We start from the raw sequence: 14,100 nt of genomic DNA on the forward strand, positions 1-14,100 counted from the left end.
CATGAACAAAACTCTCTGGTGCGCTGCACTGATCAGCGGCATTGCAAGTGCCGCAACAGCGCGCGAGATCACCGTCGACAATTGCGGCGAGCCGATGGTGTTTGAAACTCAACCCGAGCGGCTGGTCGTGCACGACATGAACATGACCGACATGGCTTTTGCACTGGGTTTGCAGGACAAGATCGTGGGCCTGACGGGCATCACCGGCTGGTACAAAACCAGCCCCGAGTTTGAAACCCTGCGCGGCGACATCCCGGAACTTGCGCCCAAGTATCCAACAGTAGAAAATCTGGTCGCTGTCGAACCCGACCTTTTCTTTGCGGGCTGGTACTATGGCATGAAGCCGGGCGGTGACGTGACCCCCGACACTCTTGCGCCGTTTGGCATCAAAACGATGATCCTGACCGAAAGCTGCGTACATCTGGATAAGGATCGCCCCGAAGCCAGCATGGACCTGCTGTTCACCGACGTTCTTCGCTTGGGCAAAGTCATGCGCGTTGAGGACAAGGCAGAAAAGCTTGTTTCCGGCTGGAAAGAGGAACTGTCCGAAATTGAAACACAGACAGCCGACCTGCCGAAACCCCGCGTTTTCCTGCTGGACGGCCCCGCCGATGCCCCGTTTACGGCTGGTAAGTTTGCCATTCCCGACGCGATGATTGCTGCCGCTGGCGGCGAGAACGTCACCCATGATATGGACACCAGCTGGGGTCGTTCCTCGTGGGAGGCTGTTGCCGCTTCGAACCCGGAATTCCTGGTTTTACTTGATTATCAAACTGGAAATGGCGCCGCAGATACCTTCAAGTTCCTGCAGGACCATCCCGTGATGTCTCAGACGGATGCGGTCAGGAACGAACGCTGGATTGGTCTGCGCTACGAAGAACTGACACCCGGACCGGCAAATATCGAAGCAATTTCGAAAATGGCCAAAGCCATGCACCCGGGCCTGAACTGATATGGGCCGTCTTGGCCTTACACTCTTGCTGGGGGCGGCTGTATTGGCCGCCCTTTTGCTGACCTCGACTATCTACGGAACCACATCCATTCCGGCCTCTGACGCGCTAGCCGGTGTCTTGTTGGGCACAGGATTGATGGACGGAGAGATGTCTCCGCTCCACCGCATCGTGTTTGACCTGCGCTTACCACGCGCGCTGTTTGCCGCGGTGATCGGTGCCGGATTGGGCGTCGTTGGCGTTGTCCTGCAAACCACCACACGCAACGATCTGGCGGACCCGTTTCTGTTCGGACTGTCCTCTGGCGCTGCGGCGGGAGCTGTCTTTGTCATTACAGTAACCGGAGATGTGCTGGGCTTTTGGACCCTGCCACTGGCCGCGTTTTTCGGAGGGCTTGTCGCATCAGGCATTGTGCTGGCTTTAGTTCATGGGCTGCGCACAAGCGCGCCCGAAAAACTGATCCTTGCAGGGCTTGCAGTTTCGTTTTTGTTTTCAGCCATTACCAATTATCTCATTTTCGCGGGCGACAGCCGTGCGGCCCATTCGGTAATATTCTGGATGCTTGGGGGTCTGGGTCTTGCCCGGTGGGAGACATTCCCGCTTGTCTGCGCCGGTTTAGTATTGATCCTCGCCTATGCGATGTACCGCAGCCGCTGGCTTGATGCGCTGCTGACTGGTGATTTGACCGCCGCCACCCTGGGTGTGCCCGTTCAGGGCTTGCGGTTCCGAATGTTCTTCGTGGCCGCTCTTGCGACTGCTGTGTTTGTCTCCGTTGCGGGCGTGATCGGTTTTGTCGGCTTGATGGTTCCCCACATCGCGCGCGGTATCGCAGGGCCATTGCACAGCCAGCTTGTGCCTACCGCCGCCATTGTTGGGGCAGCGTTGCTTACAGGTTCGGATATCCTGAGTCGTCTGTTGCTTGCCCCGCAAGAGCTGCCTGTTGGTATTGTCACGACATCGCTGGGATCGGTTTTTGTCTTTCTTCTGTTGATCCGAACCGCTCGACCTCGGCGCTGATCGCCAAAGGTCGCATAGGTGCAAAAGTTAAAGTTTCCCAAATGACTAATAATAATCGGGCAAAATGACCTAAATCAAAAAAGACCCCCACAGATCACGGTATGCGATACACTCGATTACAGGAATCGAGTGTAGCCAGGTCGCATGCAATGCAACAATTGACCAGCCGACGCGCGTTTCTAAGCGCCAAAATTAGACCAGAGGACGGCAATATCGCCAGACCTCCGGGCTCGGTTGAGCTGTGCTTTGTTGAAACATGCAGCAAATGTGGTGATTGCGCAGATACTTGCCCCGAAGATGCGATCGTCATCGGGACAGACGGATACCCCCTGTTCAAGCCAACTGACACTCCCTGCACCTTCTGCGGTGACTGCGCCCGGATTTGTCCAACCGAAGCGTTATCGATTGACCGTCTGCCAGATTGGCCATGGCGCGCCGCGCTGACAGCGGACACCTGCCTATCCATGAACGGCGTGAGTTGCCGCATCTGCCAGGACAACTGCGATCAGGGCGCCATCCGTTTCAAACTGATGACCGCTGGCCGCGCAGAGCCCGTGCTTGACCTTGATACATGCAATGGGTGCGGGATTTGCCCAAGTTTATGTCCCGCCGATGCCATTGCGCTTAAACGCCAATCTCAACCACAAATGGAAACTACTCAATGAACATCTGCGGTTGTCTTGCCCATGTCGCACCTGATCACACAAGCGCAGCAGCGCGGGTGATGAGGGACACACCGGGTATCGAAATTCACGCCGAAACAGACGATGGGCGATTTGTTGTCGTTGTCGAAGACACGCCATCACGCCTTGCGTCCGAGATCATCATGGATCTGCACCAGATCCCGGGCGTCATCTCACTGACACTGACTTATCACCATTTCGAGGATCCTGCGGACGCCCGTCCGCAGCCCGATGCCCCAAGCCCAACCCCCAGCCGGAGGCCCACGCAATGACACATTCTGAATCCCGTCGGACTTTTCTCAAGGCCTCTGCGGCCGCAGCAACGGCGTCTGCCGCTGGTATTCCGCTGGCAGCCGGTCAAGCCAATGCCCAAGCCGGAGCGCCGGACATCCGCTGGGACAAGGCGGCCTGTCGGTTCTGTGGTACAGGCTGCTCTGTTCTGGTTGGCACCAAAGAAGGTCGCGTCGTTGCGACGCAAGGCGACCCCGACGCGCCCGTGAACCGAGGGTTGAACTGTATCAAGGGCTATTTCCTATCCAAGATTATGTACGGCAAGGATCGACTGACCACGCCTTTGCTGCGCAAGACCAACGGCGAATACGACAAAAACGGTGAGTTCGAGCCGGTCAGCTGGGACGAAGCGTTCGATGTCATGGCCGCAAAATGGAAAGAAGCGCTGGTCAAGAAAGGCCCGACCAGTGTCGGTATGTTTGGTTCCGGGCAATGGACGGTTTGGGAAGGCTATGCGGCCTCCAAACTGATGAAAGCCGGGTTCCGGTCCAACAACATCGACCCCAACGCCCGGCACTGCATGGCCTCGGCCGTCGTAGGTTTTATGCGAACCTTCGGCATTGATGAGCCGATGGGGTGTTATGACGACTTTGAGCACGCGGACACCTTCGTGCTGTGGGGCTCGAACATGGCTGAGATGCACCCGATCCTGTGGTCGCGCCTGACGGACACGCGCCTGACCAAGCCGGGATGTGAGGTGCATGTGCTGTCCACTTTCGAACACCGCTCGTTCGAACTGGCGGACAACGGCATTGTTTTTGAACCGCAAACCGATTTGGCGATCCTGAACTACATCGCCAACTACATCATTCAAAATGGCGCGGTAAACGAAGACTTCGTCAAAAAACACGTTAACATCACCAAAACCGCCACCGATATCGGCTATGGCCTGCGCGACACCAACGCGCTGCAGCAAGAAGCCGAAAATCCGAACTCGGGCAAGATGGATCCGATCAGCTTCGAAGAATACGCCGAAGCCGTCGCGCCCTACACGCTGGAATATACCTCTGAACTGTCTGGCGTCCCTGCAGACAAGCTGGAGAAACTGGCCCAGCAATATGCCGACCCGAACCGTAAAGTGATGAGCTTGTGGACCATGGGCTTCAACCAACACACCCGCGGGTCCTGGGTGAATTCGCTGATGTATAACGTGCACTTGCTGGTGGGCAAGATTTCCGAACCCGGCAACTCTCCCTTCTCGCTGACGGGTCAACCGTCGGCCTGTGGCACGGCGCGTGAGGTGGGGACCTTTGCCCACCGTCTGCCGGCGGACATGGTTGTTACGAGTGATAAGCACCGCGAAATCTGCGAAACCGCATGGAACATCCCCGAGGGCACTATCCCGCCCAAGCCCGGCTTCCACGCCGTGTTGCAGCACCGCAAACTGAAGGACGGCGAACTGAATGCCTATTGGGTCCAGTGCAACAACAACATGCAAGCCGCGCCCAACATCAACGAAGAAGGCTATCCTGGTTACCGTAACCCGGAAAACTTCATCACAGTCTCGGATCCTTACCCAACTGTCACCGCAGTTTCGGCCGACTTGATCCTTCCCACGGCCATGTGGGTTGAGAAAGAAGGCGCCTATGGCAACGCCGAACGCCGTACGCAATTCTGGCGCCAGCAGGTGCAGGCACCGGGTGAGGCCAAGTCGGACCTGTGGCAGCTGATGGAATTCGCGAAACGTTTTACCATCGAAGAGGTCTGGGGCGAAGAGCTGCTGGCCAAGATGCCCGAGCATCGCGGCAAGACCATGTATGACGTGCTTTATGCCAACGGTAAGGTCGACCTGTTCCCGCTGTCGGAAACGGCGGAAGGGTTCCACAACGACGACGCGGAGCATTTCGGCTTCTACGTTCAGAAAGGTCTGTTTGAAGAATATGCCGATTTCGGACGCGGCCACGCGCACGACCTTGCTCCGTTCGAGATGTATCACGAGGCCCGTGGCATGCGCTGGCCTGTCGTCGACGGCAAGGAAACACTCTATCGCTTCCGCGAAGGGTATGATCCGTATGTGCCGGAAGGCGCAGACGTTAAGTTCTACGGCTACGAGGACGGCAAGGCCAAGATCATCTTTGCCCCTTATGAGCCTGCCGCCGAGGAACCGGATGAGGAATTCGATCTGTGGCTGTCCACCGGTCGTGTGCTGGAACACTGGCATTCGGGTTCGATGACCCGCCGCGTGCCCGAACTGCATCGCGCGTTTCCGTCAGCCGTTGTCTACATGCACCCGGAAGACGCCAAGGATCGCGGTCTGCGCCGTGGGCAAGAGATCGTACTCTCCACCCGCAGGGGCGAGGTGACCAGCCGGGTTGAAACGCGCGGCCGCAATAAGGTGCCACGCGGATTGGTCTTTATGCCATGGTTCGACGAGCATCAGCTGACCAACAAGCTGACGCTGGACGCAACTTGCCCGCTGTCGAAAGAGACCGACTACAAGAAATGCGCCTGTAAGGTCGAGCGCGCGTAACGGACAAGCGAGGCAAAGGCCGTCCCCATGCCCTTTGAAGGTAAACCTCTTTCGCCGCAAAGGCGTCGCTTCCTGCAGGATGCAGCGCGTGCGTCGGGCGGCTGTGTGGTCGCCGGGTCATTGTTGGCCTGGCTTGCCCGCGATGCTCGGGCGTTACCGGCCGAAGCGTTGCGCCCCCCCGGCGCGCTACCGGAAGAGGCGTTTCTGTCTGCATGCATTCGCTGCGGGCTTTGCGTGCGGGATTGTCCTTACGACACATTGAAACTGGCGGAATTGGGCGTGGATGCGGTTGCTACAGGGACGCCCTATTTCACAGCGCGGGATGTGCCTTGTGAAATGTGTGACGACATCCCTTGCGTGGCCGCCTGCCCCACCGGTGCATTGGATCCAGCCCTCTACAATATTGATGATGCCAAGATGGGCGTTGCCGTCCTTGTCGATCAGGAGAACTGCCTGAACTTCCTCGGCCTGCGCTGCGATGTCTGCTATCGCGTCTGCCCCGTGATTGATGAGGCAATCACGCTGGAAACGGCCCATAACGAACGTTCAGGCCACCACGCACTGTTTATCCCAACCGTTCATGCGGACCACTGCACAGGCTGCGGCATGTGCGAGAAAAGCTGTGTTCTGCCCGAGGCCGCGATCAAGGTCCTGCCTGCGCGCTTGGCCCGCGGCAGCAGTGCCGATCACTACCGCAAAGGCTGGGAAGAGAAAGAGGCCAAAGGCGGTCCCCTTGTTGAAGGCCTCATCGATCTGCCGGACCGACTGCCCGGACCGGGCACCGACAACCTTGCCGCACCGGGCGGGTTCGCACCAGCATACGATTTGCCGGGGGTCGGACAATGAGTGCACGCACACATATGCCGGCCGGAATGGAGGCCATCGAAGAAAAAGGTTGGGTGCGCGCCCACAAATACCTGCTGCTGCGCCGCGCAAGCCAGTTGCTCTTTCTGGCTGTGTTTCTTCTGGGGCCGTGGTTCGGCATCTGGATCGTGCAAGGCACGCTCGCGGGTTCTTTGACGCTGGGCGTGCTGCCGCTGACCGACCCGCTTATCCTGCTGCAAAGCGTGATCGCTGGGCATTGGCCGGAATGGACGGCCCTAATCGGGGGTGTAATCGTTCTGGTCGCCTACGCTCTGATTGGTGGGCGCGTCTATTGTTCGTGGGTTTGTCCGATCAACCCAGTCACCGATGCAGCCAACTGGTTACACAGACGTTTGGACCTGCCCAAAGGCTGGCAACCCAAGCGCAGCACCCGCCTTTGGATACTGGCCACTGTTTTAATCGTCTCGGGCATGACAGGCGTGATCGCCTGGGAGTTGGTCAACCCGATCACCATGCTGCATCGCGGGCTGATTTTCGGCGCGGGGTTCGTGTGGGCCATGATCATTGCCATCTTCGTGTTCGACCTGTTCGTTTCGCGCCACGGCTGGTGCGGTCACATCTGCCCGGTTGGCGCATTTTACGGCCTGATTGGTGCCAAAGGTTTGCTGAAGGTCAGCGCCTCAAATCGCGCAGCCTGCGATGATTGCATGGATTGCTATGCCGTTTGCCCAGAAAATCAGGTCATATCTCCTGCGCTGAAGGGTAAGTCGGGTTCCACACCACTGATCCTTTCCCCTGACTGCACCACCTGCGGTCGTTGCATCGACGTATGCGCTGTCGACGTTTTCAAATTTACTCACCGGTTCGACGACAAGATCGCCGCACCTACCGATCCAGTTCCCGCGCCCGATCCGCGCGCAGCCAGACCTATCTGAGGGAGTGCCAAGATGAACAAGCCAACCCGAACAGGCCTTACAGCCCTTATCCCCGTTTTGCTTTTGGGCGGATTCGCCCTTGCGCAATCAGCTCAGGTAGAAACCCTGCGGGGTGCCGATGTGGATGAACTGATCCCCTTGGAACAGATCCACAAGAACGTCGAAGGGCGCATGCAGCGCAACTATCGCCAACAACCGCCGCTGATCCCACACTCGGTCGAGCAATATCAGATCGACACGCGCACAAATCAGTGCCTGTCCTGCCACGACTGGACCAAAGCCGGCGAACGCAACGCCCCGACATTGTCGATGACTCACTATCTGGATCGCGACGGCAACGAGTTGGATCACATCGCAGGCACCCGTTATTTCTGCAACCAATGCCACGTGCCGCAAGCAGACGCACCGCCATTGGTTGACAACGTCTTTCAACCGTCCTCGGGCAATTAATCCAACGCAAGAATGAAAGGGGCACCAACATGGCAGACTCTCCTGAAAAACGTGGGTGGATTGGCCGCATCTGGAACTGGATCTGGACCCCGGCGGTTGCCTTTAGCTCGGGCTTTCTGATCCTTGCAGGCTTTTTAGCTGGTATCCTGTTCTGGGGTGGCTTCCACTGGACGCTTGAGCTGACGAATACCGAGGAGTTCTGTACCTCGTGCCATACGATGGAGACCAATCTGGGCGAGTATCGCGAGACGATCCACTACAACAACCACTCCGGTGTGCGGGCCATCTGTTCTGATTGCCATGTGCCGCATGAATGGAACCACAAGATCAAAGCCAAGATCATGGCGGTCAAGGACGTCTATCACGAGCTGGCAGGCACGATCAGTACGCCCGAGAAATACGAAGAGCACCGTCTGAGCATGGCGACCGCCGTCTGGAAGAAGATGAAGGCCTCCGACAGTCGCGAATGCCGGAATTGCCACAACTTCGACTATATGGATTTCACGTTGCAGGAAACGCGCGCTGCCTCTGAGCACCAACGTGCCATTGATGAAAACATGACCTGTATCGATTGCCACCAGGGCATCGCCCATAGCCTGCCACCCGGCTATCAGGAGCGGTATCAGGAAGTGACCGAAACCCTGGCCAGCAAAGCGCAGGGTTCGTTGCAACAACAGGCCGCAGCTGACGGCGATGACATCAAATCATTCCTGAGTACTCGGGCAGACTGAAAAAGGGACGCGACATGCTGGAAATTCTGGGAACAATCGGGGCCAACGTCATCAGTCTGCCGGGTATCCTTGGGCTGGCCCTTGGAATGATGACTCGCCGCGTTTGGCTGGGTGCATTGATGGGGGGCATTGTCGGGGTGTTGGCGACCTTCGTTTTCGCCCATGGTTCATTTGCCGCGGTCGATACATTCGAGCTGTTGATTGCTATTGGCATTGGCCTTTGCGCCGGTAGCGTGGGATCGGCCATACGCATCAAGGGCGCAACGGTCTGACATTATTGGCGAACTAAGCTCCCAATAAATCTACTTTGCCGCATGTGAAACTGCGGCAAACACGCCCAACGATGCCTCAACGTAAAAGTTCAGGAAACGCGACAAACGAAATCAATTCAGTAGTATAAACCTGTTAGGGCCTATGGGCTTTGCGTGATGGTCAATAAAATCAAACCATTCAGACGGGGGCATCTATGCTGCGAACATTACAATATTTGCGTTTTTTGACCTTTGTTTTAGCGGCTTCGATTGCATTTACGTTTGCTGACCAAAGTTTGGCCCAGTCAGATGCAGTAGCACCCGGCGCGACCATTGTCGACAAGCAGGAAAATGCAGACTGGGCCGACGTGCAGGATATCCTGAACCACCGCTGCGTGGTCTGTCACAGTTGCTACGACGCGCCCTGCCAACTCAAGCTGACATCCCCTGCCGGCCTTTTGCGCGGTGCCAGTAAAGAGGCAGTTTACCACTCCGAACGACTAAAAGATGCGCAACCAACGCGGCTTGGAATCGACGCGCACACAATCCCTGGGTGGCGGGATCTTGGGTTCTTTTCCGTTCTTCCGTCGTCCGAGGTGACCGGCGCGGGTGGATCGGTGTTAGAGCGCTCCATTAAGCTCGGCAGGCAAGCTCGATTGACGGCTAACGCGCCTGTCCCAACCCAGCTTGGTTTGTCGATTGATCGCCCCCTGACCTGCCCTACAACACAGGAATTCGACGCCTTCAGCACGGCAAACCCAAGGGCGGGAATGCCCTACGCCACGGCCCCACTGAGTGAACAAGAATACCAGACCCTCATGTCATGGCTTAAAAATGGTGCGCCCTTGCCATCGGCCACACCACAAATCCCTCAGGACATTCAGGATCAGATCACAGAGTGGGAGGCCTTTCTGAACGCGCCCGACCTGCGCCATCAATTGATGAGCAGATATATATACGAACATCTGTTTCTGGCGCGTCTCCATTTTCCGTCCGACAATCCAAGACTGTTTTTTCAGCTGGTGCGGTCCGCCAGCCCGCCAGGATCAAAGATTGAGATCATCGCGACACGCCGTCCCTTCGATAGCCCCGGCGCAGGGCCGTTCTATTATCGACTGCAGGCATTCGACGAAACGATCGTGCACAAAGATCATCTGGTCTATAGTTTTGGTCCGGATCGTCTGGCGCGATACCAGCAGCTATTCCTTGATCCGGCGTGGTCCGTCACCGAGTTGCCTGCGTACGGAGAAGACGAAGGCGGCAACCCGTTCAGCACCTTTGCCAACATACCGGCCCGCAGCCGTTATCAGTTTCTCTTGGACGACGCATTGTTTTATGTGCGCAGCTTCATCCGCGGACCGGTCTGTCACGGCGAAACCGCTGTTGACGTGATTGAAGACCGGTTCTGGGTCAGTTTCCTTGATCCGGATGCCGATCTGTCCGTCACAGAACCCAGCTTTTTGGCGGACGGGGCGGCCTTTCTGGAATTGCCGGTGAGTACTGCAGATATAGGGTTCTTGGGGGACATTCAGGGAATGTCCCATGAAAACCAGATTAAGTATCTTGAGTTCCGGGATGCCCGATATCGCAACAGCGCGGCGCACAAAAACGGGTTTGGATATGACGCAATCTGGGATGGCGAGGGCACCAATCCCCAGGCGCTGATTACCGTGTTCCGGCATTTCGACAATGCCTCTGCCATGACCGGGTTCCACGGCGGCATCCCCGAAACCGCATGGGTTATCGATTATCCGGTGTTCGAACGTATCTATTACGACTTGGTCACAGGTTTTGATGTTTTCGGTCGGCTCGAACACCAGCTTTCAACCCGGTTATACATGGATGAGTTGCGGATGGAGAGTGAGGACACTTTCCTGAACTTCATGCCGCGAGGCGACAGGCAAAGGATGCATAAAACCTGGTACCAAGGAGCTCTGGCCGAGCTGCACACCTATTGGCACCGGCGTCGTGCCGATGACAGTTTTCCGACTGGCATAGATTTTGGAACGGACAAGCCAAAGCAGGAATTCCTTCTGGAACTTCTAAATCGCGGCAACGGTCTTTGGGCCCTCGAGGACACGATCAACAGATGCAAAGGTGCCGACTGTTCGAATGGCAATTCAGAAGTTGTGGACGACTTGCGGGCGCTCGCGGATCAAACCGGCGATTGGGTCAGGTATCTGTCAGATGTTTCCCTGCTTTTGGTGGACAACGAAAATGGTTCCACGTCTCTCTATTCGCTGCTCCACGACAAGGCCCATTATAATGTGGCGTTCCTGTTTGAAGAAAAAGATCGCAGGAATCCGCAAGCCGACGTGCTGACCATCCTGCCAGGGGTGATCGGAAGTTATCCAAATTTCTACTTTCGACTTCAGGAAGCCCAGCTGGCGTCCTTTGTAACCGACCTCAAATCAGTGCGGTCGCAGGCCGAATGGCTCGATTTAGTAGCCACTTATGGCCTGCGCAGGACAAGCCCGGGTTTCTGGGAAACCAGCGATCAGGTGATGACCATGTTTCTGGCAAGCGACCCCATTCAGGCAGGCGTGCTGGACCTGAACCGGTATAAGGACCCTCGATCCGATAGCAATCCTGAAAACAACTAAGTCTGCCCATTGAAACAGGGTCACCATATCATTCGCACTCTCTCAACGCGACGCAGAAAGAAAGCCTAATACCTGTGCCAAGTTATCGGGCCAAACTGAAGTAGCGGTAAGCACAGCAAACGCGGTTGCTGCGGCAGTTTTAAAAGCCAATGCGGCCTCGTTTGCTTTATTTTCTGTCATGACAATATATTGTACGCAAGAGTTCGGTTAGCCGCAGAAAATCAGCGGGAAATCTTGTCTGCAACCCGAGCGAAATCAGAGTGAAAATACGCCCGGGCAAGCGAATAGCAAGATGGCGGAGTATTGGTCTGCACCTTACTTTTCACCCGTCAGGTAACCTAAAATGCGTTTTAGGCGCTGCGCGATGTCCTCGGCGGTTATTGGCATCCCGGCTATGCTTTGCTGGATGTAATACCGATAGGCGCCGTCCAGCATCACATAGATTTCGACACCACGCACATCATCAACAGCAAATTTCTTTCCGAGCTCATCACAAATTGCGACAAACCGGGCCTCGACGTCAGCAACTCGCGGCCTGAGCTGGTCATCGAACATGGCCTGATTGCGGATGTCATACCAAAGCCTGTGCAGATGCGCATAGTTGACGATCGAATAGGCAAACAGCTCGATATACGCGCTGCGTGCCTCGCGAGGGTTGAGTTCTGCATTCAGAATCTCGTTCAGCTGTGACGTGAACTTGTCGACCGACAGATCTACGCAATACAACAGCAACCCCTCTTTTTCGGGAAAATAATACTGTATTTTGCCCAGCGATACGCCGGTCGAGGCCGCAATGTCCCGCAAGGTGGTGTTGGCGTATCCAGCCCGCGCAATTGTCGCAATCGCGTTCTCGGCAAGTTCACGTCGCTTCTGTTCTCGGTTTCTGTCGCGCTGTTTGGCCCGATTCTCTGTCAAATTTTGCGTCATCCGCCTTTCCTAGCGCAAATCCCGCAAAAGTGTGAGCGGAACCCTGGTGATTGTGAGAATTGGATCAAAGCCCTGAAAATACAACGTTTGCCACGAAATAATATTCCAATTCAAACGTACAATACAAACGTATTGAAAAGATATCAGCTATGTGCAACAAATAACTGTCAGAACCGACAAACAAATAGCCAGCAGGCAAGCAACAGGGGCAGTTCCATGACCAATCCACGATACATTCTGGTCGTTGGTAGGGTTCGCGCAGAACAGTTGTTCCGCAACGCTGCGCAGACCCAAGAGGAACGCGCCAATCAAAACATCTAAGCAACGAGGAGGTGTCACCCCGGGGCCACTCGCAACGCAATAATCAGACCAAAAACCCGGCCTAAGACTGGGCTGCAAAAAAACGACAGGGACTATGAAAAAACGCGCAATCGGCTTGTTTGCCGAACCAATTGGTATTGCCTGCTGCAAAACGGCCCGCTTCAGAGGCGCGGCGTTGCATTCAGACGGAAGACCACATTCCCGCATCTCATGCAATTGCGACGGCCACACGCTGCGCGCCTCCCTACTGCACCGCAAACAGTTCCACAGGCCAGAAACGCAATCATTTGAAGACACATCATTCGATGGTTGCACGACCATGCGCAAACCACGGCGCTTTCAACAGGCCGAAGCGCCCTTGCGCCACGGTCATATCAGATCCCCTCGGCACAATTAAAGAAACAAAGCCGAGGAAAGGGAGGGAAGAATGAAGAAAATCGCAACTTTGGCATTGGGCGCAGGCTTGATTTCAGGCCCTGCATTTGCTGGCGGAATCGAGGGGTTTCCGTCGGCAAACCGGTTCCTTTTTGAGCAGGGCCGATATGTCGAGATCACCGGAGGATGGGCCGATTCAAAAACCGAAGGCACTGAATTCGGCCAACCGACCGGTGACGTCACACCCAGCATCAGCGGCCTGTCCCTGGCTTACAAACAGGACGTAGGCGACAAATGGGCAGTCGCAATCCACGGGTTCAATTCGGTCAACTATAAGCTACTATACCCAACCGGTACGGGTGCTCCGTCTGCTGGCACCAACGTCCGGTATCGCGGCACCGAAGTCGCGCTTATGGCACGGTACAAGTTCAATGAAAATTTCAGTGCCTTTGCTGGGGTGCGCTTTGAAAAGTTGAACGACTTCAGCGGTGCCTTGATCAATCCTTCACTTAGCTACTCGCTGGACTCCGAAGGGGACTTCAATCCTGGCTTCCTCGTGGGTGCTGCGTATGAGATCCCGTCGCTCGCGTTTCGCGCCGACCTGACATACTACTCGGAAATCAAACACGATCTGGACGGCGTCGAACAGTTGCAACCTCTTGCTCCAGCTGACGTGACCACGCAACTATCCACTCCTCAGACGGTCGCCCTGAACGTACAAAGTGCAATCAGCGGTCCTTGGGGCGCCTTCGGGTCGGTCCGCTGGAGGAACTGGGATGACGTCAGCGTGGAGTCTCCGGCCCTCGGCGGTCCGCTTGCGGAATTCGCGGAAAACTCGATCGATTACCAAATTGGCGTCGGATACTTGCTGAACCCGAAGTGGTATTTCTACGGCATTCTATCTCGGTCGCAACCTGAAGGCGGTTTTGTTGGCTTTGACTATGAAGGCGGCGGCAAAGGTATCACGCTTGGTGCCGTGCACTCGATTGGTCAGACCCGAATTCTGGTTGATGTCACATATGGTACGCTTGGCGATGTGAACGAACCTGACGCTGCCCTACAGATCCGGGATGTTTCCGGGACCGCTGTACGTGTGAGCCTGTCACATAACTTTTGATCAAGCACCCGACTGCGAACGCGGTCGCGATTGACACTCCACTACGCGAATGGCCGCTGGCTGTTGCCTGTTGCTTCGGCGGTCATTTGCTTCTCAAACGGGGTCGTTAGGTACCTTTATCTAACACCTTTGACAAAAAACGATCCTTGTGATC

The 14,100-nt window shown here is 56.0% G+C and carries 13 protein-coding genes; 12 read left to right on the plus strand and 1 reads right to left on the minus strand.

What is annotated here, in order from left to right; genetic code table 11:
• Position 1 precedes the first annotated feature (1 nt).
• The 11 genes from AC2FGC_RS09080 (at position 2) to AC2FGC_RS09130 (ending at position 11,206) form a co-directional block, all read left to right on the plus strand.
• Positions 2-952 carry an ABC transporter substrate-binding protein gene (locus tag AC2FGC_RS09080; protein ID WP_496724776.1) on the plus strand — a complete coding sequence of 317 codons (951 nt, stop codon included), beginning with the start codon at positions 2-4 and terminating at the stop codon, positions 950-952.
• Between the two features lies 1 nt (position 953).
• The gene (locus AC2FGC_RS09085) at positions 954-1,967 is read left to right on the plus strand and encodes a FecCD family ABC transporter permease (RefSeq protein ID WP_496724778.1); all 1,014 of its coding nucleotides are present in this window, start codon (positions 954-956) and stop codon (positions 1,965-1,967) included.
• 149 nt (positions 1,968-2,116) lie between these two features.
• Positions 2,117-2,632, plus strand: a complete 516-nt coding sequence (locus AC2FGC_RS09090; RefSeq protein WP_496724780.1) for a ferredoxin-type protein NapF — start codon at positions 2,117-2,119, stop codon at positions 2,630-2,632.
• Positions 2,629-2,922 carry a chaperone NapD gene (locus AC2FGC_RS09095; protein ID WP_496724782.1) on the plus strand — a complete coding sequence of 98 codons (294 nt, stop codon included), beginning with the start codon at positions 2,629-2,631 and terminating at the stop codon, positions 2,920-2,922. Before AC2FGC_RS09090 ends, AC2FGC_RS09095 begins: the two co-directional genes overlap by 4 nt.
• Complete coding sequence (napA, locus tag AC2FGC_RS09100) at positions 2,919-5,411, plus strand: nitrate reductase catalytic subunit NapA (RefSeq protein ID WP_496724784.1); 2,493 nt, start codon at positions 2,919-2,921, stop codon at positions 5,409-5,411. Before AC2FGC_RS09095 ends, napA begins: the two co-directional genes overlap by 4 nt.
• A 27-nt stretch (positions 5,412-5,438) precedes the next feature.
• Positions 5,439-6,257 carry a ferredoxin-type protein NapG gene (gene napG / locus AC2FGC_RS09105; protein ID WP_496724786.1) on the plus strand — a complete coding sequence of 273 codons (819 nt, stop codon included), beginning with the start codon at positions 5,439-5,441 and terminating at the stop codon, positions 6,255-6,257.
• Complete coding sequence (gene napH / locus AC2FGC_RS09110) at positions 6,254-7,171, plus strand: quinol dehydrogenase ferredoxin subunit NapH (RefSeq protein ID WP_496724788.1); 918 nt, start codon at positions 6,254-6,256, stop codon at positions 7,169-7,171. The genes napG and napH overlap by 4 nt, the downstream gene beginning before the upstream one ends.
• Positions 7,172-7,183: 12 nt before the next feature.
• Positions 7,184-7,621, plus strand: coding sequence for a nitrate reductase cytochrome c-type subunit (locus tag AC2FGC_RS09115; protein ID WP_058272026.1), 438 nt, complete (start codon positions 7,184-7,186; stop codon positions 7,619-7,621).
• A 29-nt stretch (positions 7,622-7,650) separates the two neighbouring features.
• Positions 7,651-8,352 (plus strand): NapC/NirT family cytochrome c, encoded by a 702-nt coding sequence (locus AC2FGC_RS09120; protein WP_058272027.1) that lies wholly within the window; start codon positions 7,651-7,653, stop codon positions 8,350-8,352.
• Positions 8,353-8,366: 14 nt separating this feature from the next.
• On the plus strand, positions 8,367-8,624 hold the full coding sequence (locus tag AC2FGC_RS09125) for a hypothetical protein (protein ID WP_108859619.1): 258 nt from the start codon (positions 8,367-8,369) through the stop codon (positions 8,622-8,624).
• A 194-nt stretch (positions 8,625-8,818) separates the two neighbouring features.
• Complete coding sequence (locus tag AC2FGC_RS09130) at positions 8,819-11,206, plus strand: fatty acid cis/trans isomerase (protein WP_496782115.1); 2,388 nt, start codon at positions 8,819-8,821, stop codon at positions 11,204-11,206.
• Positions 11,207-11,521: 315 nt separating this feature from the next.
• On the opposite strand, the gene AC2FGC_RS09135 is transcribed toward AC2FGC_RS09130, so the two are convergent.
• Positions 11,522-12,133, minus strand: coding sequence for a TetR/AcrR family transcriptional regulator (locus AC2FGC_RS09135; protein ID WP_496724793.1), 612 nt, complete (start codon positions 12,131-12,133; stop codon positions 11,522-11,524).
• Between the two features lie 748 nt (positions 12,134-12,881).
• On the opposite strand from AC2FGC_RS09135, the gene AC2FGC_RS09140 reads away from it, so the two are divergent.
• Complete coding sequence (locus AC2FGC_RS09140) at positions 12,882-13,946, plus strand: hypothetical protein (protein WP_496724795.1); 1,065 nt, start codon at positions 12,882-12,884, stop codon at positions 13,944-13,946.
• The last annotated feature ends 154 nt before the right edge of the window (positions 13,947-14,100 follow it).

Source organism: Ruegeria sp. CDSC054, from assembly GCF_059610645.1.